The sequence below is a fragment of the Streptomyces sp. AK010 genome (genome assembly GCF_014207295.1).
Taxonomy (GTDB): Bacteria; Actinomycetota; Actinomycetes; order Streptomycetales; family Streptomycetaceae; genus Streptomyces; species Streptomyces massasporeus.
The window spans coordinates 85,847-110,172 of record NZ_JACHCX010000014.1; the positions used below are offsets into that span (position 1 = coordinate 85,847).

Genomic DNA, 24,326 nt, shown 5'->3' on the forward strand with positions numbered 1-24,326 from the left:
ATGAGCGGGGCAGGGCCCCGGGCGCCGATGGCGCGGGCCTGTGCCTGATCACACGTGTCCGTCAGTGCGGACGCCCGTGGATCTTGTGGCTCCGCTTCGAACTTTACGTCAACTTGGCAGAGATGACAGTCCCGGAAGAGTGACAAGAATCCGGCAACCCCGCTCGGATTCGGCCACTCCGATGCGGCCCCCGTGCAGGTCCACCGCCCAGCGGGCGATCGCCAGGCCGAGTCCCGTACCCCCGTCGCTGCCCGGCCCCTGCGGCCGCTTGGCGCTGCCGCGGTTGAACCGCTCGAAGACGCGGTGCCACTCGGACTTCGGAATGCCGGGTCCCTCGTCCAGGACCTCCAGCTCCAGCGACTCCGGCAGGGCGCCGCGCCGCGCCTTGACCGTCACCCGGCCGTGCGGGGGGCTGTGCTTGACCGCGTTGTCGATGAGATTGGCGACGACCTGGTGGATGCGCTCCGGGTCGGCGTGCGCGGTCAACTCCGGCGGATGGACGTCGAGGTGCAGATGGACGTCGGTACGGGTGTGACTGCCCGAGCCGGTCGCGATGCCCGCGCGCACGGAGGCGACCATGTTGGCCTCCTTCAGCACGCCGGACAGATACGGCCACACCTCGAACCGCTGCTGTTTCAGCGGTACGACGCCGTTGTCCAGGCGGGACAGGTCCAGCAGCGTCTCCACCAGCCGCCCGAGGCGCTCGGTCTGCTTCAGCGCCGTGCGCATGGTCTCAGGGTCGGCCTGTGTGACGCCGTCGACGATGTTCTCCAGCACCGCGCGCAGGCCCGCGATGGGCGTGCGCAGCTCGTGCGAGACATTCGCCACGAGTTCCTTGCGCTGGCTGTCCTGGGCCTCCAGCTCGTCGGCCATGGCGTTGATCGTCACGGCCAGGTCGCCCAGCTCGTCACGGCGGTTCTCCCGCGTACGGCGGGTGTAGTCGCCCTGGGAGATGGAGCGGGCCACCGCGGTCATCTCGTCCAGCGGTGCGGTGAGTGAATGGGCCACGAACTGCGTAATGAGAAGGGTGGCGATCATCGAGAAGACCGTGATGAAGCGCAGCTCCGTCTTGGTGTGCACCGCGATCACCGACAGGCCAGTGGTGATCAGCACCGAGATGACGACGAGCGCGCCCAGCTTGGTCTTGATCGAGAACGGGCTCACCCCGCCCCAGGGATCCGGCTCCCCGGGGATTCTCCGTCCGGCCGGCCCACCGCTCATGGCGTCGGGGTCTCCAGGGCGTAACCGACGCCGTGCACCGTGCGGATCCGCTCGGCGCCGATCTTCCGGCGGAGCGCCTTGATGTGGCTGTCGACCGTGCGGGTGCCGGAGGCGTCCGCCCAGTCCCAGACCTCGGCGAGCAGCTGCTCACGGGAGAGCACCGCACGCGGGGTGTTCGCCAGGCACACCAGGAGGTCGAACTCGGTGGGCGTCAGGTGAACGTCCTCGCTGCGCACCCGGACCCGGCGCTGCGCGTGGTCGATCTCCAGCTCGCCGAGGCGCAGGATGCCGGAACGGGGGGTGGCCGCCGCGATGGCGGCCCGCTCCACCCGGCGCAGCAGGACGTGCACGCGCGCCGCCAGCTCCCGCATCGAGAAGGGCTTGGTCATGTAGTCGTCGGCACCGACGCCGAGCCCGACCAGCATGTCGGTCTCGTCGTCGCGCGCGGTGAGCATCATCACCGGCACCGGGCGGGCGGCCTGCACGCGCCGGCAGACCTCCAGGCCGTCGAAGCCGGGCAGCATGATGTCGAGGATCAGCAGGTCGGGCTGCCACGCCTCGGCCGTGTCGACCGCGGCAGGACCGTCACCCGCCGTTTGCACGAGGAATCCCTCGGCCCGCAGGCGGGTCGCGATGGCGTCCACGATCGTCGCGTCGTCCTCGACCACCAGGACCCGGCGCTGTGCGCCCGGAGTAGCCGTCGCCGAACCGTTGTGGGAGGTCTGTGTCTGCTCCATCGCCCGCCCCTGGGGTGTGCTTTCCCGGAATCAGTGGGGTGATTCCTTCTGACTGGCTATGCCTGCGCATGGTTGCGATTGACGCTTGAATGATCGGCGTCAGAGGAGCAGCGTACGGGGAGTCAGCACGCCTTTGCTATCCAGGGCGGATGCCGAGGTGTACGACGTCCGGAACGCCCCGGGCAACCGGGATCTCTTCGGTACGCACCCGCTGGAACCCGGCATTCCGCAAGGTTTCTTCGAATTCCGGTGACGGTTGTGCGGACCAGACGGCGAGAACTCCACCAGGTCTCAACACCCGTGCACAGCTTGCCAGTCCGGCTTCCCGGTAGAGATTTCCGTTGCCCTCCGTGACGGTCCAGTCGGGTCCGTTGTCGATGTCGAGGCACAGGGCGTCGTACGTGTCGGATGTCTCATTGACGTGTGCGACGAGATCGGCCTCGACGATTTCCGCGCGGGGGTCCGCCAGAGCCTGCGCGGAGAGCGCGGAGAGCGGGCCGTCGCGATGCCATTCGACGATCGCGTGCTCGCGTTCCACCACCGTGATCCGTCCCCAGCGCGGGTCCGCCGCGGCGTGCGCGAGGGAGAAGCCGACGCCGAGTCCGCCGATCAGGACGTGGGGGTGGTCCCGGCCGGCCAGGGCGTCCAGCGCGGCGTCGACCAGCAAACGCTCTGAGCGGCCGTCGGAGGTGTCCATCAGGAAACAGCCGTTGGCGATGATCTCCAGCCGGTCGCCGTGCCGCCGCAGCACCACCTCACCGTGCGGGCCCTCGCGACGGTCCAGGACCTCGGGAATGTCGTACGAGCTAGGCATGGGGGCATCCTGGCAGGAGGGGAAGAAGTGGCGCCCGTCAGTTCGCCGAGGGCCCGAGGGGGGACGCAGGACGGGGCTTTCGGGTTGCTGTGAATCGGCTTCCGTGTGGCGCAGGTCACAGACAGCGCGGTGTCGGGAGCGAAGGCTGGGACATGAGGGAAGGAGTGCCCGTTTTGGAACGCACCGTGCCGCCCCGCGAGCCGGCCACACCCACGCCGCCGGGCGCGCCCTTCCCCGGCGTGTCGGGGCTGCTCGACGGGATGCCGCGCCAGCGGGGCCCGCAGGGGACGGCGGTCGGGGTAGGAGGGGAGCCCGCTCCGGCGGCAGTGCCCCGTTCCCGGGCGCTCCGCCCCTGGCTGCTGCTTCCCACCCCCACGGGCACGCCGTTCACCTTCGGCTACGCGACGCTCCTCTGCCTCACCTCGCTGATCGTCGCGCACGCGGACCCGGCCCTGGTGCACGCCCTGCTCCAGGGCTCCAGTACGGACATGGCGCACCTGGTGCGCACGCCGGAGCTGGTGCTGATCGGCAGCGCGCTGTGGGTCGCGGGCGGGGTGACCTCGCCGTTCGCCATCGCCTTCGTGCTCGTGCTGACCGCGCTGGAACGGCGGATCGGAGGCCTGCGCACCGCCGGGGTCTTCCTGCTCGGACATGTCCTCGCCACCCTCGCGACCGAGGTGCCCGTGGGGCTCGCGGTGCTGGCCGGGCACCTTCCCGACAGTTCCCTGCACCGCCTCGACTACGGCGTCAGCTTCGGTGTCGCCGCCGGCATCGGCGCCCTGGCCGGTCTGCTGCCGCTGTGGCTGCGCCTGCCCCTGCTGGCCGGATTCGGATGGATGCTGCTCCAGGATCTGCTCGCCTTCGCCGACCCGATGACGAACTGGGGGCACCTCATCGCCCTGGGCATCGGCCTCGCGACCTGGCCGGTGGTCCGGCGCTCGTATGCGGCCCGCCCTCGCCCGGCCGGGGTCTGACCGCCGGGCCCCTCAGGTCCGCGGGGAGGCCGGCGGGCCGTGCTTCGCGCTGGTCAGCAGGGCCACGACCTCCCAGCCGAGAGTCTCGTAGAGCCCTCGCCCCGCGGGAGTGCCGGCCAGGACGCCGGTCCGCGCCCCCTGGCGGACGGCGGCGTTCTGCAGCGTCCGCACGACGACGCTGCCCAGACCCTTGCGGCGATGGCCGGGGGCCGTCTCGACCTGGTCGACGACGGCGGTCCCGCCCGTCGGGGCGATCTGGCCGCGTGCCGCCAGGGATCCGTCCGGCGCGGCCACCATCACGCGGGTCACCCCGCCGCGCGACCACTCGCGCAGCCGGTAGCCCTCGGGAGCGGCCGGAGTGACGTCCGGCGCCAGCGGGACCCTCATGAGGAAGCCGGGCTCGGGGTCGATCCACCAGCCGTCGTCCAGCCAGCCGGCGACCACCGACGGATCCCGGAACGCCTTCAGCCACACGCCCTGCCCGGTCACCGCCCCGGCCACCTTGCGGACGGTCGTCTCGTCGAGACCCCCGTCCGTCGCGCCGAACACATGTCGCGTGACGTGCCCGTACGTCCCCATGTCGATGGTCCAGCCCCACGGCTCGGCCAGGGGAGGAGCTGCCCCGCGAGACACGACCCACCCGTTCACCCATGCCTGCACGGTCTCGTCCACGCCCGCCCCCTGTAACGGCTGATATGCCTTAGTGGCTCTTACATTCCGGAGCTTACGCGTCCTCCCGCTCCCGTTGTCATGAGTGATCGCTGACAGCGAACAGCGGGTGGGGAACATCCGGACCCGCTCAAGCATTGAGTCGGCATAGCTCAACTTGACTGCCGAAGGGGAGATCATGGCTTCGACGTCCACACCGCTCACCCTGCCCGTGCTGCCGCTTGACGGCGAGGTCGTGCTGCCCGGCATGGTGGTCCCGCTGGACCTGAGCGATTCCGAGGTCCGTGCCGCGGTGGAGGCCGCTCAGGCCGCTGCCCGGACAACACCCGGAAAGCCCCGGGTACTCCTGGTGCCACGCATCGACGGGACCTACGCGAACACCGGTGTCCTCGGCACCGTCGAGCAGGTCGGCCGGCTGGCCGACGGCGACCCGGGCGCCCTGATCCGCGGCCGGAGCCGGGTGCGCATCGGCGCGGGGACCACCGGTCCCGGCGCCGCCCTCTGGGTCGAGGGGACCCGCGTCGACGAGACCGTGCCGGAGCCTTCCCCGAGTTCTCAGCTTCGTTCGAACAGGGGAGACACCTATCCCGGTCATCTCGCCGAACTGGTCAAGGAGTACAAGGCCCTTGCCACCGCCTGGCTGCGCAAGCGCGGCGCCTGGCAGGTCGTCGACCGGGTGCAGGCCATCGACGACGTCTCGGCGCTCGCCGACAACTCCGGATACTCGCCGTTCCTGACCACCGACCAGAAGGTCGAACTGCTGGAGACCGCCGACCCGGTGGCCCGGCTGAAGCTCGCCACCCAGCAGCTGCGCGACCACCTCGCCGAGCAGGACGTGGCCGAGTCCATCGCCAAGGACGTCCAGGAGGGCGTCGACAAGCAGCAGCGCGAGTTCCTGCTGCGGCGTCAGCTGGAAGCCGTCCGCAAGGAGTTGCGCGAGCTGGGCGGCGAGCAGGAGGGCGAGGATTCCGACGACTACCGCTCCCGCGTGGAGGCCGCCGACCTGCCCGAGAAGGTCCGCGAGGCCGCGCTCAAGGAGGTCGACAAGCTGGAGCGGTCCTCCGACCAGTCCCCGGAGGGCTCCTGGATCCGCACCTGGCTCGACACGGTCCTGGAGATGCCGTGGAACGAGCGCACCGAGGACGCGTACGACATCCGGGGCGCCAAGGCGGTCCTGGACGCCGAGCACTCCGGTCTGGAGGACGTGAAGGAGCGGATCACCGAGTACCTGGCGGTGCGCAAGCGGCGTGACGACCGGGGCCTCGGCGTGGTCGGCGGGCGGCTCGGCCGAGGGACGGCGCGAAGCGCCTCGGCTGAGGGTGGTGGTGGGCGACGAGGGGGCGGTGCCGTGCTCGCGCTCGTCGGGCCGCCCGGCGTCGGCAAGACCAGCCTCGGCGAGTCCGTCGCCCACGCCATGGGCCGCAAGTTCGTGCGCGTCGCCCTCGGCGGCGTCCGCGACGAGGCCGAGATCCGCGGCCACCGGCGCACGTACGTCGGCGCCCTGCCGGGCCGGGTCGTCCGGGCCATCAAGGAGGCCGGGTCGATGAACCCGGTCGTGCTGCTCGACGAGATCGACAAGGTGGGCTCGGACTTCCGGGGCGACCCGGCCGCCGCCCTCCTCGAAGTCCTCGACCCCGCGCAGAACCACACCTTCCGGGACCACTACCTGGAAGTCGAGCTGGACCTGTCGGACGTCGTCTTCCTCGCGACCGCCAATGTGCTGGAGGCGATCCCGGAGGCGCTGGCCGACCGGATGGAGATCGTCCGCCTGGACGGCTACACCGAGGACGAGAAGGTCGTCATCGCCCGTGACCACCTGCTCCCGCGCCAGCTGGAGCGGGCCGGACTCGACAAGGACGAGGTGACCGTCGACGAGAGCGCGCTGCGCAAGCTCGCCGGTGAGTACACGCGCGAGGCGGGCGTGCGCACCCTGGAGCGGTCCGTCGCACGACTGCTGCGCAAGGTCGCCGCCCAGCACGAACTGGGCGAGCGGAAGCTGCCGTTCACCATCCGGGAGGAGGATTTGCGCGACCTGATCGGCCGACCGCACCACGTGCCCGAGTCCGCCCAGGACCCGGCCGAGCGGCGGACGTCCGTGCCGGGCGTGGCGACCGGGCTCGCGGTGACCGGGGCCGGCGGTGACGTGCTGTTCGTCGAGGCGTCGCTGGCCGACCCGGAGACGGGCGCGGCCGGTCTGACCCTGACCGGTCAGCTGGGCGACGTGATGAAGGAGTCCGCGCAGATCGCGCTGAGCTTCCTGCGCTCCCGCGGCGCCGAGCTGGAGCTGCCGGTGGGCGACCTCAAGGACCGGGGCGTGCACATCCACTTCCCGGCGGGCGCGGTCCCCAAGGACGGCCCGAGCGCCGGCATCACGATGACCACCGCCCTCGCGTCCCTGCTCTCCGGCCGGCTCGTCCGCACCGACGTGGCGATGACCGGCGAGGTCTCGCTCACCGGGCGGGTCCTTCCGATCGGCGGTGTGAAGCAGAAGCTGCTCGCCGCGCACCGGGCCGGTGTCACCACGGTGATCATCCCCAAGCGCAACGAGCCCGACCTGGACGACGTCCCGGCGGAGGTGCTGGACAAGCTCGACGTCCACGCCGTCACCGACGTCCGCCAGGTCCTGGAGCTGGCGCTCGCGCCCGCGGCCAACGGGGCGGCGCCGGAGGTTCCGGTCGCGGCGATGGGGGCACGTCCCAGGCCTTAGGCACCGGGGGAGGACGTGACCGGGCAGGGAAGGCCCGGGTTCCCGTGAGGGAGGCCCGGGCCTTCACCGTGTGGTGGCCCTGTGGACACGGATGCCCTGACCTGCGGAATACTTGCCGAACTGCGCTGAATACGGCAGGTGGCGGAAAATCCAGGTACCGGGACTCTCACGACCGGGCGATGACCGAGGCAGGGGCTGACGTGCACGAGGGCGGCAACGACGACGGAGACCGGGACGCCGGTCTGGTCGCAAGCGGTGTGGACCAGCCTGCCTTCCTGGCGCTGGAACGCGAGCTGACCGTGCTGCTGCGGCGTGCCCGGGCCAGCCAGGGCGAGATGGCCCGAGAGGTCCACCCCGACCTGGAGTCGTCCGCGTACGGCCTGCTCGTCCGGCTGGACGAGTGCGGGAAGCAGCGGGCCACCGAGCTCGCCGCCTACATCGGGGTCGGCAAGGCAACGATGTCCCGCCAGCTGCGCGCCCTGGAGGAACTCGGGCTGGTCGGGCGCGAGCCCGACCCCGCCGACGGACGCGCCTGGCTCGTCGCCCTCACCCAGGAGGGGCACGACCGCGTCCGCCGGGTCCGGGAGGCCCGCCGCGCCCGCTACGCCGGCCGCCTGGCCGACTGGGACTCCCGCGAGGTCACGGAACTGGCCCGGCTGCTGAACCAGCTCAACCGCGGCATGGAGAAGTAGGCCGGGCGAGCGTCCAGGAGGGCCCAGGGCCTGTCGTTCGGATCAGGCCCTGGAACAACGCCGTTCAGTTGAACGGCGTTGGCCCTAGAACTCGGCCGTTCAGTTGAACGGCGTTGGCCCTAGAACTCGGCGAACACGGCCGTCGCGTCGTCGTGACGCTTGCTGCGGCCCAGGAAGGTCACCGCGGCGTCCGACCTCTCCAGCGTCCGGACGCGGTCCACCAGTGCCTGGGGGCCCTCCTTGCGGATCAGATGGAAGCAGTCCGTCCAGTCGCCCTCCTCGAACCGCTCGACCCAGCGGGTCGCGCCGTCCGTCAGCGCGGCCAGGGCGCGGACCTGACCGCGGGGCACCGTCCCGGTCACCGCCCGGGCCGCCACCGAGGGATCTGCCGCCGCCGTGAAGAAGCCGCCCTCCATGTTCCGGAGCGTGGCGTCCACCTGCGCGTCCGTCGCCAGCGCCGAGCGGGGGAGCAGGGTCAGCCGGTCGTCGAGGACGGGGGTCACCACGCCGTCCGGGGACTCCAGCAGAAGAGCCGAGTCCGACAGGACCAGGTACTCCACCGTGTCCGGATTCCAGCGGGCCGCGACCACCGTGGCCTGGGGCGTTCGAGGGTGAGAAAGGTCACAGGTTGCGGCGTGCGCCTCGGAGGTACGCGCGATGGCACGGGACAAGGCGTCGACCAGGGGAACATCCGGGAGTGAAACGGTCAGTTCGGTCAGTGCTCCACCGAGGCGCGCCGTGAACCAGGGGACGGAATGCAGACAGCCCGTCCCGGTCTTCGGTGGCGTGACCCCGTCCAGGACGACGACCGAACCGCCCTGTCCCGAGGCCGGTAGTCCGACACTGGCGAAGTCCTCGTTGGGCTGGTCGGCGTCTCCCGGCTCCGAGGCGAGTTCAGTACGCATCCGGCCAGTCTGCACGACCCCTTCACAACGTCCGCAAAAGACCGGCAATGGTGGCCGAACCGGCGCAGCCGTGCAGGTCAGGCGCCAGGTTTGGGATGGAATGATTTGTTCCGGGAAGGTGCGGTGGCGAATACTGCCACCGGCCGTCGCCGTCGTCCAACCGGCGTGCCGCGCAAGGCCGCTGGCAGGACTTGCGGAACTTGCCCCTCAACTCCTGTCCGGGGTTCACTCCTTCGGGTGGCGGGTCAGGTGATGCGCGTGCGCTGACCACCGGCGCTGGGAGGGTCGGGAAGTGTACCGGGAGTACGCGCCAATTGACGGAGCGTCACCCGGGCCCAAGGGTTCACGAGTCAGGAATGCGAGCACCGGTGCAGAAGACGCGGCCTCGTCGCACAGGCAAGCAGAAGGCCCCCGTTCAGGGCGCCGAGCCGACGCCGTCCGCCGGCAAGGGCCGCCCCACACACGTGCGGAACCGGCTGATCGTGGCCGTGGCCGTGGTCGCCGCGGCCATCGCCGGTGCGGGCACGCCGTCCGTCCTCGCGGCCTCCGGGCAACTCCACGACTCCCAGGAACTGGTGACGCTCGCGGAGCAGACGCAGGACGCCCTCACCCTCGCGCACTCCCTCGCAGACGAGCGTGACGACGTCACCTCCTACATCGCGGCCGGGCGCCCCAAGTCCAAGGCGCCCTCCGAGCAGCGCAGCGCCCGCGTGGACCGGCAGGTGGAGGAACTGAGGGCCGACACCGACACGCCCGCCTCGCTCCGCTCGGACCTCGACGGCATAGCGGCCGTGCGCCGGGCGGCGCTCACCGGCAAGAGCAGCGCCCTCGAAGCGCACCAGGCGTACTCCACCGCCATCACCGAACTCCACGGCGTCGCCGAGCAGCTGGCGCAGCAGACGCCGCCGCGCGCGGGCGAGGGCGGATACGCCCTGGCCGAGCTGGACTCGGCCGTCCAGCAGGCCGCCGCGGCCCGCGGGCTGCTGCTCGCCGCGCTCAGCGTGCCGCGCAGCACCGGGACGGTCATCGACCCCGTCACCGGCCTGCCGACCGAGACCTCCACCTCCTCGGACGCCGACACCCGGCAGCGCGACGCCCTCAGCGCCGCCGCCCAGCAGGCCCGGCTGCGCTCCGACGCGGCGCTCGCCGACTTCCGCGGCACCGCGCCCAAGCCGGCCCGCGCCTCCTTCGACTCCACGGTCACCGGCACCGAGGTCAACTCCGCCGACAAGTACCTCGCCACCCTGACCGACCAGCCGACGCTCTCCCGCAGCGATCTCACCGCCAGCCCCAAGAAGCTGGACGCGGCGCTCTCCGCCCGCGTCGACCTGATGCGCGGCGTGGAGTCGGCCCTCTACGACCGGCGCACCAAAGACCTCGAGGCGCTGCGCGACGACGACGTCACCGCGCTGGAGATCCGCATCGCCGTCCTCGGCGCCCTCATGCTGCTCGCCGTCGGCGTCGCCACGGGCATGGCCCGCAGCCTCACCCGCCCGCTCGCGGTCCTGCGCCTGGGGTCCAAGCGCCTCGCCGAGGCCGAGGACCCGGCGGCCGAGGAGCCGGTGAAGTTCACCGGCCGCAACGACGAGTTCGCCCAGGCCGTCCGCTCCGTCAACGCCCTGCACGCGCACGCCGCCGCCCTCACCGAGCGGATCACCACGCTGGAGTCCGACCGCAAGCACCTGGTCGGCCAGCGCCAGAAGATGGCCGACGCGCGCGAGGAACTGCGCGGTGAACTCGCCGAGTCCGCCGCCCAGCTGGAGCGGCTGCGCACGGCCATCGGCGGGACGTTCGTCAACCTCGCCCTGCGCACCCTGGGTCTCGTCGAGCGGCAGCTCGCCGTCATCGAGAACCTGGAGGAGCGCGAGCAGGACCCGGACCGGCTCGCCACGCTGTTCAAGCTCGACCACTTCGCGACGGTCATGCGCCGGCACAGCGAGAACCTGCTGGTCCTCGCCGGGACCGAGCACGTCCAGCACGCCGCCGGGCCGGTGCCGCTGGTGGACGTCGTCCGTGCCGCGGTCAGCGAGATCGAGCGGTACGAGCGGGTCCGGATCGCCGCGCTGCCGCCGCACGCGCACATCGCCGGGTTCGCCGCGGACGACCTCTCCCACCTGCTGGCCGAACTCATGGAGAACGCCACCTCGTTCTCCCCACCCGACCTGCCCGTCGAGATCTCCGGCTGGCTGCTGGAGAACGGCGAGGTCATGCTCTCCGTCCAGGACGAGGGCATCGGCATGACCGAGGACCGGCTGGAGCGCCTCAACTCCCGCCTGGCCGACTTCGACCCGGAGGCGCCCTACGACCAGGAGGGCGAGGACGGTCTCGGCCTCGGCCTGTACGTCGTCGCCCGGCTCGCCCACCGCCACGGTGTGCGCGTCCAGCTGCGCGAGCAGAAGCAGGGCGGTGTCGCGGCGGTCGTCGTCCTGCCGCGCCCGCTGTTCGCCGCCGCCCCGCCCGCCGCCGTCCCGGCCTCCGGCCCCCTCGCCGGCACGGCCCACTCTCACTCCTTCCCGGGCGCCGACGCCGAGGCCAACTCCAACGTCCTGCCCGGCCGCGCGACCGGCGACGACCCGCTGGTGGCCCTGGCGGAGAAGGCGGTGGCGGTACGGCAGGGTGAGGCGGCGGACACCACCGAGTCCGATCCCGGAACGCCCTCCGGCCCGGGGGCAGCGCCCGCCGACCAACCGGCCGCGCCCGCCGGACAGCCTGCGCCGGCCGACCCGGCGCCGTCTGCCGACCCGCTCAAAGACGCCGACTCGGCGACGCCCGCTGACGCCGAATCGGCGATGCCCGCCGGTCCGGCCGCGCCCGCCGACCCGCATGCCCCCGCCGGCACGGGCGCCTTCGCTGCCCCGGCGACGCACGCCGACTCGGTCGGGCCCGCTGACGCCGAATCGGCGATGCCCGCCGGTCCGGCCGCGCCCGCCGACCCGCATGCCCCCGCCGGCACGGGCGCCTTCGCTGCCCCGGCGACGCACGCCGACTCGGTCGGGCCCGCTGACGCCGAATCGGCGATGCCCGCCGGTCCGGCCGCGCCCGCCGACCCGCATGGCCCCGCCGGCCACGCCACGCACGCCGCCCCGTTGGAATCCCCCGCGGAAACCACCATGGAGCTGTGGATTCCGGCGCAGCCGGAGGGACCGGACCCGGCCGGGTCCGACGCCGCGGGCTCCGAGGCCGGGCCGCACGGGTCGGCCGTGGCCGGAGACATGACCCGTACGGGCGCCCCGGACGCGGGCGAGCGGGACCGCCGCGAGCACGAGCGGGCGCCCGACGAGGAGGAGGACCGGGTCACCGACAAGGGCCTCCCCAAGCGCACTCCGAAGATCACCGCACCGACCGCCGCTCCGCGCCAGCGCAGCGGCTCCGTCGACGCCGACGCCCTGCGCCGCCGACTCGGCGGATTCCGCCAGGGCGCCCAGGCCGGCTACCGCGACGTGGAGGCGGAGATCGCCGACGGGACGGCCTCGCACCAGCGGCCGGCCACCGGCACAGCACGACCAGCTGGATCCGAAGAATCCACGGGGGGAACAGTCGAGGAGGCAAGCAGTTGACCGCTCCCAGTACCTTCGGACTGATCGGACTGAGCAGTGAGGCCCGCAACCTGCACTGGCTGCTGACCAACCTCGTCGAGGAGGTCCCCGGCATCCTCTCGGTCGCGGTCGTCTCGTCCGACGGACTGCTCCTGCTCTCTTCCGACGACGACCGTAACAAGCAAGCGAGGGAGGCCCTTCAGGCCCGCGGGACCCGGAAGACCGGCCCGCGCGGCTCGGCCGCCGACCTGGCCACCATCGTCTCCGGCATCGGCAGTCTCACCGTCGGCGCCGCCAAGCTGATGGACTTCGGCGGGGTCCGGCACACCATGATCGCCATGGACGAGGGCAGCCTGTTCGTGATGTCGATCAGCGACGGTTCGCTGCTCGGCGTCCACGGCTCCGCGGACTGCGACATGAGCGTGGTGGCGTACCACATGGCCCTGTTCGTCGGCCGCGCCGGTCACGTCCTGACGCCGGAACTCCGCAGCGAGCTCCGTAAGTCCCTGGAGGATTCCCAGACGACGGGGAGTGCCCGATGAGCAGCACGCCGAAGCATCACCTCCCGGTCCGCGGCGGCGACCGCAAACCCGCCCGGGTCCGCCCCTATTCGCTCACCGGCGGCCGCACCCGCTTCGGCCACGTCCTCCTCGTGGAGACGTTCGTGGCGAGCACGGCCGCGCTCGACGCCCCGGAGGAGCGCAAGGAACTGACGAACGGCCACCTCTCCACCCGCGTCATGCCGGAGCTGAGGGCCATCGTCGAACTGTGCCGCCGGATGCGTACGGTGGCCGAGATCGCCGCGCTGCTGAAAATGCCGCTCGGCGTGGTCCGCGTGCTCCTGAGCGATCTCGCGGACCAGGGAAAAATCCGTGTGTACGGAACGGGCACCGGCCATGGCACGGGCCGCCCGGACCGGGCTCTGCTGGAAAGGGTGCTGAGTGGACTCCGTCGTCTCTGACGCCGCTCGCGGCGTCTCTGGTTCCTCCCCGTTCGTCCAGCCGGACGACGGCATGCACGCCTGGGAGACGGACCGCACCCGGGCCCCCATAGCCACGAAGATCGTGGTGGCGGGCGGCTTCGGCGTGGGCAAGACCACGCTGGTCACCTCCGTTTCGGAGATCACGCCCCTGCAGACCGAGGCGCTGATGACCGAGGCGAGCGAGGCGACCGACGATCTCACCGCCACGCCGGGCAAGACCACCACCACGGTCGCCATGGACTTCGGGCGCATCACGCTCGACGACGACCTGGTGCTCTACCTCTTCGGCACGCCCGGCCAGCAGCGGTTCTGGTTCATGTGGGACGACATCGTGCGCGGCGCGATCGGCGCCGTCGTCCTCGCCGACACCCGCCGTCTGAAGGACTGCTTCCCCGTCCTGGACTACTTCGAGAGCTCCGGACTGCCGTACGTGGTCGCCGTCAACCACTTCGAGGGCAGCGAGCTGTTCGAGCCGGAGGACGTGCGGGAGGCCTTGACCATCCCGCAACACATACCTGTCATGATCATGGACGCGCGTCGCCGGATCTCCGTGATCGAGACCCTCCTGGCCCTCGTGGGCCACGCGCTCGACGAAACCCCCGAGTAGAGGACAGCCCGCATGCGGAAGATACTCGTCGTCGGAGCCGGTCAGTCCGGGCTCCAGATCGCCCTCGGCCTCCAGTCACAGGGCTACGAGGTCACCCTGATGTCCAACCGGACGGCGGACGAGATCCGCACCGGCCGGGTCATGTCGACGCAGTGCATGTTCCACACGGCCCTGCAGCACGAGCGCGATCTCCAGCTGAACTTCTGGGAGTCCCAGGCCCCGAAGATCGAAGGACTCGGCGTCTCGGTCGCCGCCCCCGGCTCCTGGGCCGAAGGCCCCTCCGCCCGCGCCATCGACTGGCTGGGCCGGCTCGACGGTTACGCGCAGTCCGTCGACCAGCGCGTGAAGATGGCCGGCTGGATGGAGACGTTCGCCCAGCGCGGCGGGCAGCTCGTCATCCACGGCGCGGCCGTCGGCGACCTCGACTACTTCTCCCGCACCTACGACCTGGTGCTCGTCGCGGCCGGCAAGGGCGAGCTGGTCCAGATGTTCGGCCGCGACGCCGAGCGCTCCCCGTACAGCGAGCCGCAGCGCGCGCTGGCCGTGGCGTACGTCCACGGCCTGGGCCCGCGCCCCGAGCACCCCGGCACCGAAGCGGTCCGCTGCAACCTGGTGCCGGGTGTCGGGGAGCTGTTCGTCATGCCGACCCTGACCACCTCCGGCCGCGCCGACATCCTGTTCTGGGAGGGCATACCCGGCGGCCCGCTCGACGCCTTCAACGGCGTCAAGGACCCCGCGGAGCACCTCTCCCTGACCCTGGAACTCATGGAGCGGTACGTCCCCTGGGAGTACGCGCGGGCCACCAAGGTCGAACTGACCGACGCCGGCGGCACGCTGGCCGGGCGCTACGCACCCACCGTCCGCAACCCGATCGGCCGCCTCCCCGGCGGCGGGCTCGTGCTGGGCGTGGCGGACGTCGTCGTCGCGAACGACCCGATCACCGGGCAGGGCTCCAACTCGGCGTCCAAGTGCGCCGCCGCCTACCTCTCCTCGATCACCGAGCACGGCGACAAGCCGTTCGACGAGGAGTGGATGCGGGCGACCTTCGACCGCTACTGGAACACCGCCCAGCACGTCACCAAGTGGACCAACGCGATGCTCGCGCCGCCGCCGGAGCACATCCTGAACCTCATCGGCGCCGCCGGTGAGCTCCAGCCGGTCGCCGACCGCTTCGCCAACGGCTTCAACGACCCGTCCGACTTCGAGAACTTCTTCTACGACCCGGACAAGACCGGGGCCTACCTGGCCGAGGTGTCCGGAGCGGGCGCCGCGTAGCCCCCTCCTTCGTAGCCCTCGTCCGACCCCTTCGTGGCGCCCTCGGGGAGCTTCGGCGGCTCGTAACGCCGCAGGGGCTCCCCGCCCGGGTCCGGTCGTACGGCACCGAGGACCGGGTTGGCCGCGATCGGTGACACCTTCACCTTCGCGCCCGGCCGGGGAGCCTGGACGACCATGCCGTCCCCGAGGTACAGCGCGACGTGCGTGGCCTTCGGGAAGTACACGACCAGGTCGCCCGGGCGCAGCTCGTCCAGGGGGATCCGCTCCAGCCGCTTCCACTGCTCCTCGCTGGTCCGGGGGAGGGGCGTCCCGGCCTCGGCCCAGGCCTGAGAGGTCAGGCCCGAGCTGTCGTACGTCCTCGGGCCCTCGGCGCCCCACTCGTACGGCTTGCCGAGCTGCCGCACGGCGTAGAGCACGGCGCGGCGGCCCTCGGCGGAGGGGGTGGGGCTTTCGCGGTCGCCCTTGTTCTTGCCGTTGTCCTCGGTGTCTTCGTCCTTGACGTCCTCGTCGACTTCGGCCCCGTCGGCGTCGTCCTCGTTGACTTCGTCGCCCAGTGCGCCCGACGCCATGAACTCCTTCTGCGCCTTCGCGATGCCCTTCTCCTCGAACTCGGCCAGGTCGGTGAGCTGCTGGCTGCTCAGGGAGGCGAGCAGTTCCTCGACATCGTGGAGGCGGGCGCGGACCTCGTCCCGTTCCTTCTTGCGCCGCTCGGTGAGGGCGAGCTGCCGGTCGAGGGCCGTGCGGGCCTTGCGGGCCAGTTCGCGGGCCTTGCGTTCGTTGCCGGCCAGCCGGCCGATGGTGTCGGCCCGTTCCTGGGCGAGCCGGCCGATCACATGGCCCTGCTCGATCGCGTGCTGCGGGTCGCGGGCCAGGAGCAGACGTACGTACGGGGAGATGTCGCTGCTGCTCTGGTACTGCTGCCGGGCCAGCCGGCCGGCCGCGCCCCGGCTGTCGTGCAGGGAGAGCCGGGCGCGGGCGAGGGCGCGGTCCAGGCGGTCGGTCTCGGCCCGCTGCTCCATGAGCTTCTCCTCGGTGCCGTTGTAGGCCTCCGTGGCCTCTTCGGTCTTCCTGTACAACTTCTGAAGATCGGTCAGGAGTGCGGCGATGCCGTGCTCTTCTGTGTCGCGCTCCTCCATGTCGTGCTGTGCCGTGTCCGGCTCGGGGACTGCCCTGGCCGGGACTGGTGCCAGGACGGTTCCGGCCGCCGTCGCCGCGATGCAGACCAGACGCAGAAGCCTTCCTGACATGCCATCACCTCCGTTGCGGGGGCGGCGTGGTGCCGCCGGACAACGTGAGGATCAGGCGTGTGCGTGCGGTGCGCGCGGTGGGTGTGCGCGGTTCGGCGCAACGGGGTCACCCGTCGGCGTCGTCCGGCTTGCCGGGCGGCGTGGCGTCTGGCTTCGACCACGGCCAGTTGAGCCGGCGGGGCGGGACGCCCTCCGGAGCGTACTCGTACTTCCAGCGGTTGGTCAGGCCGGCCTTGCCCGGGCCCCGGGGGACGCGGCGGTAGACGAGCACGGTGTCCGGTCCGCCGTCGGGGTCCGGGACGGGGATGCGGTACGTCTTGGGCGGGTGGCCGGTGATGCCGAGGAGGACGGGCAGGACCCTGCCGTCCATGGGGCCGCCCTCGAAGGGGGTCTCTTCGCTCTTCACGGGATCAGTGTCAGACATCCTCGGCGAGCGCCAGGACCAGGGCGTCGGTCTGCGGGTCGCGGCGGGCTGTCACCGTCAGCATCGCCACGAACTGCTCGACGAGCCAGTCGCGGAGTTCCTCGGCGGGCGGCTGCTTGTCCTCGTCGAGCCAGATGAGCGACGACGCCTCCACGGCGGTGATCCACATGCGGACCGTCATGCGCAGGCGCGGGCCGGGGCCGGTGACGCCCAGGTGGCTGAGGATGTGCTCGGCGGCGACGCGGCGGACTCCGTCGACGATGGCGGTGGTGCGCGACGTCTCCACGACGCTGCCGCCCTGGAGGAGGGCGCTGAAGCCGGTGTCGTGCTCGTCGACGAAGGTGAGGTAGCGGTCGAGGGCGCGGGACAGGCGGGGGAGGAGGGGGCCCTCGCGGGGTTCGTCGAAGCAGTGCTGGAGCTCGTCGGCGGCGGAGCGCAGGGCGGCCTCGTAGAGCTGTTGCTTGCCGCCCGGGAAGTACCGGTACACCAGGGGGCGCGAGACTCCGGCCGCCTCCGCCACGTCGTCGAGGGACACCTCCTCCGGGGCGCGGTGGGCGAAGAGGTTCAGCGCGGAGGTGAGCAGCTGACTGCGGCGTTCCTCGACGCTGAGTCGCCGGTAGGCGGGGGTGGGGGCGGCTGGTGTCATGCCTCGCAGCGTAATCGGGGGGCCGGGGGGCTGCGTAGCGGTGGCGGGGGCGGGGGGTGGTGAGGGCGCGCGTTTGCGCCACCTGACCTCCGGGTGGGGGTGCGCGTGCTTTTCGCCTTCGCGTGGGGTGTGGGTCGGGGCCGCGCCGGGGGGGTGTCCGTCCTTGGAACGGCGCGATGGGGTGCCACACCGACTCACTGTCCGTTGACGCGCCAACCGCTGCGGGCGGACACCCTCCCCGACACGGCCCCTTCTCGCCGTACGCGGGTGCGGGAGCGCCCAACGCGCGTCCACGTGCCGGAAGTCGACGGCTGTGATCCGCGTGGCCTTCGGGGTCCGTTCGGCCATGCCCTGGCCCTCGGACATGTCGGTGATCAGGGGGCCCTGGTGGCGCCGAACGCGGACTGCTCCTTGCCGGGCACGAGGGACACGTTGGAGCGGTAGGCCTCCTTGAGCAGGGATTCCTGCTTGTGGGCGGCCGGAAACAGGGCGAGGACGCCGCCGTCGGCCATCCGCAGGGCGCAGACGCTCGGGTCGGCCGGGGCTTTGGCGAAGAACGAGGCGGGTGGTGTGGGGGGACATGCGGTGCTGATCTCCTTCAGGGCCACGGAGGGTGACTGCGTCGTGAAGGACAGTGGTCACCCTGCATGGACATGACGGAGCCGGGGCCTCTACGCCAGCAGCCCGGACGACTTCCACAGACGGCGTCCGACGCCTCGGAGCACGCCGATGTCGTCGAGGAAGTCGGTCAGTCGCTTCGAGCCGTTCTGCATGACCTCGCGGCGGTGGCCGCTCGCGCGGACCTGGGCGAGCGCCTCCCGCTTGTCCAGGCCCACGTTGGGGTAGACGTCCGGGTTCACGAAGGCCACCGAGAAGACGCGGGCGAACTCGCCGGAGGTGACGCGGGTGAACTCCTGGGACCACTTGGGGGCCGTCACCATCTGGCGGCGGAGTTCCTCACGGGCGTAGCGGACGTGGCGTGCCTCCTCCACGACGTGGATACGGGTGACACCGCGGACCAGGGTCTGGACACGCTCGTCGGGGAACGTCAGGCGCTGCATCCAGTCGAGGACCTCCTCGCCCAGCAGCGTGGCCGTGAAGGAACCAGGGGTCGTGGATATGGTCTTGAACAGGCGGCCCAGGTGCTGGTGCGCTCGGCTGACCGGGTACCAGGGCGTGTCGCCGTGGGAGATCAGGCGGGCGAACATCCTGGAATGGCGGCACTCGTCCTCGATCTCCGTGAGCGCGTAGCGCACATGGGCGCTCGTCGCCGCCTTGTCGTAGATGTGCCGGACCAGCAGCTGCATCAGGATGATCTCGAACCAGATGCCCAGGGAGGCCAGGGCCGCGGCCTCGTGCTGGGAGAGCAGGATGCGCTGTTCCTCGCCCATGCGCTTCCAGAGCGGGGTGTCGTAGAGCGACACCAGCTCCGGGGGCCAGAACCACTTGCCCTCCTCGAAGGGCGCGTCCCAGTCCAGCTCCTTGTCCGGATCGAAGGAGTGCTTGGCAGAGGAGTCGAGCAGCCGTTGGGCCACCTGCTCCCGGTCCTTGAGCAGGCCGAGGGCATCGCGCAGGCCGTCGAGCGCGTCGGCTTCCGTCAGGGTCGTCATGGCTGCCCACCTCGTTGTGCACACGTCACTGTTCCTCTTATGAGACTACCTGTCAGCAAGCTCGTCAATCCCCCGCGCGCTACTTGTTGACCCGGTGTCTACCTCGTGTGAGCCTGCGGGCATGCCGACCTTCGACCTGTACGCGATGGAACCGGAAGAGCCCCTACGACAGGTGCCGACGAGCGGCGCGGCCCGTTTCACCTGGGAGTACGACGACGGACGCGACCGCCTCCTGGCCCTCTATCAGAAGGGCAAGGACAAGCAGTGGGACGGTCAGAAGCGGATCGACTGGGAGCTGGAGGTGGATCCGTACGATCCGCTCGGCACCCCGGACGAGGCGATGTCCCTCTACGGGACCAGGCACTGGGCGAAGCTGACGGAGAAGGACAAGGGCGAGCTGCGCAAGCACTACGCCTCCTGGCAGTTCAGTCAGTTCCTGCACGGCGAGCAGGGCGCGATGATCTGTGCCGCGCGGATCGTCGAGTCCGTCCCCGATCTGGACGCGAAGTTCTACTCGGCGACCCAGACCATGGACGAGGCCCGGCACGCCGAGATCTACGGCCGTTTCCTGCACGAGAAGATCGGGATGCTCTACCCGATCAACGACAACCTCCAGTCCCTGCTGGACGACACGCTGCGCGACGCCCGCTGGGACATGCCGTACCTGGGCATGCAGGTGCTGATCGAGGGCCTCGCGCTCGCCGCCTTCGGCATGATCAGGGACACGACGGACAAGCCCCTGCCCAAGCAGATCCTCGCGTACGTCATGCAGGACGAGGCCCGGCACGTGGCCTTCGGGCGGATGGCGCTCAGGGACTACTACAAGCAGCTCACCGACGCCGAGCTCCGCGAGCGCGAGGAGTTCGTCATCGAGGGCTGTTACCTCATGCGCGACCGGCTGCGGGGCGTGGAGGTGCTGGAGAACTTCGGCATCCCGAAGGCCGAGGCGGAGGCGTACAGCGAGCAGTCCGAGTTCCTCACCCTGTTCCGCAAGCTGCTGTTCAGCCGCGTCGTCCCCTGCGTCAAGGACATCGGCCTGTGGGGCAAGCGCCTCCAGCAGGCCTATGTCGACATGGGTGTCCTGGAGATGGGTGACGCCGGCCTCGACCTGCTGATGTCCGAGGACGAGGAGATCGCCGAGAAGCTCGACGCCGAGCGCTTCGCGGCGGAGGAGCAGGCGCGGGTGGCGGAGGTGACGGGGGCGATCGACGCAGGTCGGGCGGCTGGCTGAGAGGCCGTCAGAGTGCGCAGCCCAGGCCCTGTGGCACCTCGCCGAGCAACGGTGTCGCCCCCTGGGGCGGGAACGAGGTCCGCAGGGTGAAGGCGTACGGTGTCGGGCCGTGCGTGCGCAGATGCAGCACGCGGGACTCCGCCTCGGCGACCGTGGGGCGGTGTCCGGCCGGGACCCACCAGAGGGCGACCATGGCCTCCTGGACGCGTTCGAACCACTCACGGCGGCGGGCGAGCATCTCCCGGTGCCGCCCCTGGTACATGTACGCGGTCAGGGCGTTCGTGTCGCGCCACACCGACATGTTGATGATCAGCCAGGAGTCGCCGAAGACGGGCACGTCCGTGGCGCCGTCGCCGCCCTCGCCCTGGAGGCGCCAGACGAAACCGTCGGCCCCGTCCGCGTCCGCGTTCACCGGGTCGAGGTTGTCGACGAAGCCCTTCAACTGCGGGGATTCCAGAGGGGCCTTGAGACGGCCGAGGTTGACCTGGGCGAGTTCGTACGCGGGCTCAGTCATGAACCGAACGGTAGGTCGGGCGTCCCCGGTCCCGGTAGGCCCGTCTCAGCAAGCGGGCGGTCATGCCCGATCGCGTCAACCGGACGGCTGCTCAGGGGACTTCAGCACCGCCTCCATCACCGCCCGGGCGATCGGCGCCGCGTCACCGCCCCCGCTGATGTGCCTGCGGTTCGTCTCCGCGTCCTCCACGACGACCGCGACGGCCACCCGCGGAGCCAGGTCGCGATCGCCCTGTGCCCAGGAGACGAACCAGGCGTACGGCGTACCGGAGTTGCCGAGGCCGTGCTGGGCGGTGCCCGTCTTGCCACCGACCATGGCGCCGCGGATGGCGGCGTTGCTGCCGGTGCCGTTCTCGACCACGTCCCGCATCATCGCCCGCAGCCGGACGGCCGTGGACGGGTACATCGCCTGGCGCACGGCCCGCGAGCCGGCCGTCGCCAGGGTGCTGCCGCCCGGCCGGGTCGTGCGCGCCACCAGGTAGGGGTCCCGCACCTGGCCGCCGTTGGCCACCGCCGCCGCGACCATCGCCATCTGCAGCGGTGTGGCGCGGGTGTTGTACTGGCCGATCGACGACAGGGCCAGCTGCGCCTGGTCCAGGCTGGTGTCGAAGGTGGACCGGGCCACCGGGAAGGGGATCCTCAGCTCTCCGTTGTCGAAGCCGAGGGCGTGCGCCGTGGCCGTCATGTCCGCCGCACCCACCTCCACACCGAGCTTGGCGAACACCGTGTTGCAGGAGAAGGTGAAGGCCTCCCGGACGGAGGCGTTCGCGCAGCCCTTCGACGCGTTCGTCAGGCGGGTGCGCGTCCCCGGCAGGCGATAGGGGTCGGGGGTGTCGGTCGGCGCCTCGAGGTCGGTGACCACACCGGCGTCCAGCGCGGCGGCCGCCGTGACGACCTTGAAGGTCGAGCCCGGTGGATACGTCTGCCGCACCGCCCGGTTGAGCATCGGGCGGTCCTTGTCGGCGGTGAGCCGCGACCAGGCCCGGGCCGCCGCCGAGCCGTTGCCCGACAGCGGCTGGGGGTCGTAGGACGGGGCGGACACCAGGGCCAGGATGCGGCCGGTCGACGGCTCCAGCGCCGCCACCGCCCCCTTGTGGCCCGCGAGTCCCTCGTACGCGGCCTCCTGGGCGGCGGGGTGGAGCGTCGTGACGACGTCTCCGCCGGCGTTGCGCGCCCGCGTGAAGTCGTTCCACAGCGGGAACGGCGCGAGCATCGGATCCGCGCCCGACAGCACGCCGTCCTCGCTGTTCTCCAGGAGCGTCGTCCCGTACAGCTGGGAGGCGAAGCCGGTGACCGGGGCGTACATCGGGCCGTCCGTGTAGGTCCGTTCATAGCGCAGGTGCTCGCGGGTGTCCCGGGAGCCGGTGACGGGCCGCCCGCCGACCAGGATGTCCCCGCGGGGCTGCTCGTAGCGGGTGATGTCGGGGCGCCGGTTGCCCGGGTTCCGGTCGTACGACGGGGCCTGGACGACCTGGACCCGGGCGGCGTTCAGCAGCAGCGCCACCAGCAGCAGGGCGCAGAAGTACCCGGCGTGCCGGATGTGCCGGGTCACCGGGCGTCCTGCCCGTCGTAACTGCGCCGGGCCGAGTCGCTCACGCGCACCAGCAGCGCCACGATCGCCCAGTTGGCGACCACCGACGAGCCGCCCTGCGCGAGGAACGGCATCGCCATGCCGGTCAGCGGGATCAGCCCGGTCACCCCGCCCGCGATCACGAACACCTGGAGCGCCACCAGCGAGGCCAGGCCGACCGCGAGCAGCCGGCCGAAGGGCTCGCGCTGCGCGAGGCCCGCCCGAAAGCCGCGCTCCACCAGCAGGCCGTAGAGGAGGAAGACGGCGGCGATGCCGGCCAGGCCGAGTTCCTCGCCCGCGGTGGCCAGGATGAAGTCCGACTTCACGGCGAAGCCGATGAGGACGGAGTGGCCGAGCCCGAGACCCGTGCCGAGCATGCCGCCCTCCGCGAACGCGAACAGCGACTGGGCGAGCTGGTTCGCGCCCTCGCCCGCTTCGATGGAGGCGAAAGGGTGCAGCCAGGTCTCGATCCTGCTGTGCACGTGCGGCTCCAGCCGGCCGACGGCGACCGCGCCCAGCGCGGCCAGCAGCAGGCCGACCGCGATCCAGCCGGTGCGGCCGGTGGCGACGTAGAGGAGGACCACGAACAGGCCGAAGAACAGCAGCGACGTGCCGAGGTCGCGCTCCAGGACCAGCACGCCGACGCTCACCAGCCAGACGGCGACGATCGGCCCGAGGACCCGACCGGTGGGGAACTGGAGCTTCCAGATGCGGCGGCCGGTGTACGCGAGGGCGTTGCGGTTCGCCGCCAGGTACGCGGCGAAGAACACCGCCAGCAGCACCTTCGCGAACTCGCCCGGCTGGATGGAGAACCCGGCGATCCGGATCCAGATGCGGGCCCCGTTCACCGCCGGGAACAGGATCGGCAGCGTGAGCAGGATCAGCGCCGCGACCACGCAGACGTACGTGTAGCGCTGGAGAATTCGGTGATCGCGCAGCAGCAGGACGACCAGGATGAACAGCGCCACGCCCAGCGTCGACCACACCAACTGGGCCGGTGCCGCCCGGTCGCCCGGGGTCTCCAGGTCGAGCCGGTAGATCAGCACCAGCCCCAGCCCGTTCAGCAGCACCCCGATGGGCAGGAGCAGGGGGTCGGCGTACGGGGCCCGCAGGCGTACCGCCAGATGGGCCAGCAGCGCCAGGACACCGAGTCCGGCGCCGTAGCCGGCGGCGCCGGGCGGCAGTGCTCCGTGCCGGGCGAGGCCCACGGCGCAGTAGCCGTACACCGACAGCAGGACGGCCAGCACGATGAGGGCGAGTTCGATGCCCCGGCGCCGGGGGAGGCGGCGGACGGCGGGCGCGGGCGGGTCCGCCGTCGCCACGGTGATTCCGGCCTTGCTCATGTCCGGAACCTACCCAAAGCAACTGTCTTGTGTGCCTTTGAGTGGCGGAGTGTCAGCACCAGCGTGGGGCGGGGCCGATGTTGTCGATGTACCGGGCCGCGCCCCAGGCCCAGGTGCCGTCCGTCAGCAGGTACCAGAGCGGATTGCCCTGTACGGTCTCGCCGCCCGTCTTGCAGAAGATCCTGACCTCGTCGCCCCGGTGGGCGTACCGGATGATCTGCGAACCGCGGTGGGGGGCGCTGCGCAGCGCCAGGGTGTTCGCCGTGACGACGCCGCGGTAGAGGCCCGAGTCGTTGGGGCTGTTGTTGCCGCCGTTCCAGCTGTTCGGGTCCTGGTTGCCGTTGCCGCCGCCGTTGCCGCCGGAGCCGGCGTTCCAGCCGTTCTGGCCTTGGTTGCCGTTGCCGCTGTTCCCGCCGTTGCCGCCGTTCCCGCCGTTCCCGCCGTTCCCGCCGTTCCCGCCGTTCGGGTCCTGGCGGCTGGTGCCGTTCCCACCGCTCGAGTCCCAGTCGTCGTGCGCGGCGGCGGCGGGCGTGATGGTGGCCGCCGCGGCGAGGAGCCCGGCGACGGTGGCTATGGAGAGACGGGTGCGCAGGGACATGGGGGTTACCTCCATGCGGGGCCAA

At 71.4% G+C, this 24,326-nt stretch carries 23 protein-coding genes; 9 read left to right on the top strand and 14 right to left on the bottom strand.

The window, feature by feature from the left end:
• Positions 1–108 precede the first annotated feature (108 nt).
• The 3 genes from HDC93_RS25260 to HDC93_RS25270 form a co-directional block, all read right to left on the bottom strand.
• On the bottom strand, positions 109–1,221 hold the full coding sequence (locus HDC93_RS25260) for a HAMP domain-containing sensor histidine kinase (RefSeq protein WP_185013125.1): 1,113 nt from the start codon (positions 1,219–1,221) through the stop codon (positions 109–111).
• Positions 1,218–1,958, bottom strand: coding sequence for a response regulator transcription factor (locus HDC93_RS25265; protein ID WP_030851757.1), 741 nt, complete (start codon positions 1,956–1,958; stop codon positions 1,218–1,220). Before HDC93_RS25265 ends, HDC93_RS25260 begins: the two co-directional genes overlap by 4 nt.
• Before the next feature lie 136 nt (positions 1,959–2,094).
• A complete protein-coding gene (locus tag HDC93_RS25270; protein ID WP_185013126.1) occupies positions 2,095–2,772 on the bottom strand; it encodes a spermidine synthase in 678 nt (225 codons plus the stop codon).
• A gap of 173 nt (positions 2,773–2,945) precedes the next feature.
• Between HDC93_RS25270 and HDC93_RS25275 the strand changes: the two genes are divergently transcribed.
• Positions 2,946–3,746 carry a rhomboid-like protein gene (locus HDC93_RS25275; protein WP_185013127.1) on the top strand — a complete coding sequence of 267 codons (801 nt, stop codon included), beginning with the start codon at positions 2,946–2,948 and terminating at the stop codon, positions 3,744–3,746.
• Positions 3,747–3,758: 12 nt separating this feature from the next.
• On the opposite strand, the gene HDC93_RS25280 is transcribed toward HDC93_RS25275, so the two are convergent.
• Positions 3,759–4,418: a GNAT family N-acetyltransferase gene (locus HDC93_RS25280; protein ID WP_185013128.1), complete on the bottom strand. Its 660-nt coding sequence runs from the start codon at positions 4,416–4,418 to the stop codon at positions 3,759–3,761.
• A gap of 175 nt (positions 4,419–4,593) precedes the next feature.
• Between HDC93_RS25280 and lon the strand changes: the two genes are divergently transcribed.
• Together lon and HDC93_RS25290 are read left to right on the top strand one after the other, a co-directional pair.
• The gene (gene lon, locus HDC93_RS25285; protein ID WP_185013129.1) at positions 4,594–7,122 is read left to right on the top strand and encodes an endopeptidase La; all 2,529 of its coding nucleotides are present in this window, start codon (positions 4,594–4,596) and stop codon (positions 7,120–7,122) included.
• Between the two features lie 200 nt (positions 7,123–7,322).
• Complete coding sequence (locus HDC93_RS25290) at positions 7,323–7,814, top strand: MarR family winged helix-turn-helix transcriptional regulator (RefSeq protein ID WP_185013234.1); 492 nt, start codon at positions 7,323–7,325, stop codon at positions 7,812–7,814.
• A 119-nt stretch (positions 7,815–7,933) separates the two neighbouring features.
• Here HDC93_RS25290 and HDC93_RS25295 read toward each other — a convergent pair whose 3' ends face one another.
• Positions 7,934–8,719 carry a protein phosphatase 2C domain-containing protein gene (locus tag HDC93_RS25295; protein ID WP_185013130.1) on the bottom strand — a complete coding sequence of 262 codons (786 nt, stop codon included), beginning with the start codon at positions 8,717–8,719 and terminating at the stop codon, positions 7,934–7,936.
• Positions 8,720–9,087: 368 nt separating this feature from the next.
• Here HDC93_RS25295 and HDC93_RS25300 point away from each other — a divergent pair, with 368 nt between their 5' ends.
• The 5 genes from HDC93_RS25300 to HDC93_RS25320 are packed head-to-tail and all read left to right on the top strand — an operon-like array spanning position 9,088 to position 15,119.
• Positions 9,088–12,276, top strand: a complete 3,189-nt coding sequence (locus tag HDC93_RS25300) for a nitrate- and nitrite sensing domain-containing protein (protein ID WP_185013131.1) — start codon at positions 9,088–9,090, stop codon at positions 12,274–12,276.
• Positions 12,273–12,797 carry a roadblock/LC7 domain-containing protein gene (locus HDC93_RS25305; protein ID WP_185013132.1) on the top strand — a complete coding sequence of 175 codons (525 nt, stop codon included), beginning with the start codon at positions 12,273–12,275 and terminating at the stop codon, positions 12,795–12,797. The genes HDC93_RS25300 and HDC93_RS25305 overlap by 4 nt, the downstream gene beginning before the upstream one ends.
• On the top strand, positions 12,794–13,216 hold the full coding sequence (locus tag HDC93_RS25310) for a DUF742 domain-containing protein (RefSeq protein WP_031110388.1): 423 nt from the start codon (positions 12,794–12,796) through the stop codon (positions 13,214–13,216). The genes HDC93_RS25305 and HDC93_RS25310 overlap by 4 nt, the downstream gene beginning before the upstream one ends.
• Positions 13,197–13,844 carry an ATP/GTP-binding protein gene (locus tag HDC93_RS25315; protein ID WP_185013133.1) on the top strand — a complete coding sequence of 216 codons (648 nt, stop codon included), beginning with the start codon at positions 13,197–13,199 and terminating at the stop codon, positions 13,842–13,844. Before HDC93_RS25310 ends, HDC93_RS25315 begins: the two co-directional genes overlap by 20 nt.
• A 12-nt stretch (positions 13,845–13,856) precedes the next feature.
• Complete coding sequence (locus tag HDC93_RS25320; protein ID WP_185013134.1) at positions 13,857–15,119, top strand: styrene monooxygenase/indole monooxygenase family protein; 1,263 nt, start codon at positions 13,857–13,859, stop codon at positions 15,117–15,119.
• Here HDC93_RS25320 and HDC93_RS25325 read toward each other — a convergent pair.
• The 5 genes from HDC93_RS25325 to HDC93_RS25345 all read right to left on the bottom strand — a co-directional run bounded on the left by HDC93_RS25325 (position 15,083) and on the right by HDC93_RS25345 (position 19,046).
• Positions 15,083–16,366, bottom strand: coding sequence for an NlpC/P60 family protein (locus tag HDC93_RS25325; RefSeq protein WP_185013135.1), 1,284 nt, complete (start codon positions 16,364–16,366; stop codon positions 15,083–15,085). The two genes, HDC93_RS25320 and HDC93_RS25325, sit on opposite strands and share 37 nt — an antisense overlap.
• A gap of 106 nt (positions 16,367–16,472) precedes the next feature.
• A complete protein-coding gene (locus HDC93_RS25330; RefSeq protein ID WP_185013136.1) occupies positions 16,473–16,772 on the bottom strand; it encodes a hypothetical protein in 300 nt (99 codons plus the stop codon).
• Between the two features lie 10 nt (positions 16,773–16,782).
• Entirely contained in the window at positions 16,783–17,436 is a 654-nt protein-coding gene (locus HDC93_RS25335; protein ID WP_185013137.1) for a TetR/AcrR family transcriptional regulator, read from the bottom strand.
• Positions 17,437–17,810: 374 nt separating this feature from the next.
• Complete coding sequence (locus HDC93_RS25340) at positions 17,811–18,044, bottom strand: hypothetical protein (protein ID WP_185013138.1); 234 nt, start codon at positions 18,042–18,044, stop codon at positions 17,811–17,813.
• A gap of 63 nt (positions 18,045–18,107) precedes the next feature.
• Positions 18,108–19,046, bottom strand: coding sequence for a diiron oxygenase (locus HDC93_RS25345; RefSeq protein WP_185013139.1), 939 nt, complete (start codon positions 19,044–19,046; stop codon positions 18,108–18,110).
• 121 nt (positions 19,047–19,167) lie between these two features.
• On the opposite strand from HDC93_RS25345, the gene HDC93_RS25350 reads away from it, so the two are divergent.
• A complete protein-coding gene (locus HDC93_RS25350; RefSeq protein ID WP_185013140.1) occupies positions 19,168–20,277 on the top strand; it encodes a ferritin-like domain-containing protein in 1,110 nt (369 codons plus the stop codon).
• 7 nt (positions 20,278–20,284) lie between these two features.
• Here the strand turns inward: HDC93_RS25350 and HDC93_RS25355 are convergent, their stop codons facing one another.
• The 4 genes from HDC93_RS25355 to HDC93_RS25370 all read right to left on the bottom strand — a co-directional run bounded on the left by HDC93_RS25355 (position 20,285) and on the right by HDC93_RS25370 (position 24,301).
• A complete protein-coding gene (locus HDC93_RS25355; RefSeq protein ID WP_185013141.1) occupies positions 20,285–20,791 on the bottom strand; it encodes a DUF3291 domain-containing protein in 507 nt (168 codons plus the stop codon).
• A 75-nt stretch (positions 20,792–20,866) separates the two neighbouring features.
• Positions 20,867–22,342, bottom strand: a complete 1,476-nt coding sequence (locus tag HDC93_RS25360; RefSeq protein WP_185013142.1) for a penicillin-binding transpeptidase domain-containing protein — start codon at positions 22,340–22,342, stop codon at positions 20,867–20,869.
• Positions 22,339–23,703: an FtsW/RodA/SpoVE family cell cycle protein gene (locus HDC93_RS25365; RefSeq protein WP_185013143.1), complete on the bottom strand. Its 1,365-nt coding sequence runs from the start codon at positions 23,701–23,703 to the stop codon at positions 22,339–22,341. Before HDC93_RS25365 ends, HDC93_RS25360 begins: the two co-directional genes overlap by 4 nt.
• Positions 23,704–23,755: 52 nt before the next feature.
• Positions 23,756–24,301: an SH3 domain-containing protein gene (locus HDC93_RS25370; protein WP_185013144.1), complete on the bottom strand. Its 546-nt coding sequence runs from the start codon at positions 24,299–24,301 to the stop codon at positions 23,756–23,758.
• Positions 24,302–24,326 lie beyond the last annotated feature (25 nt).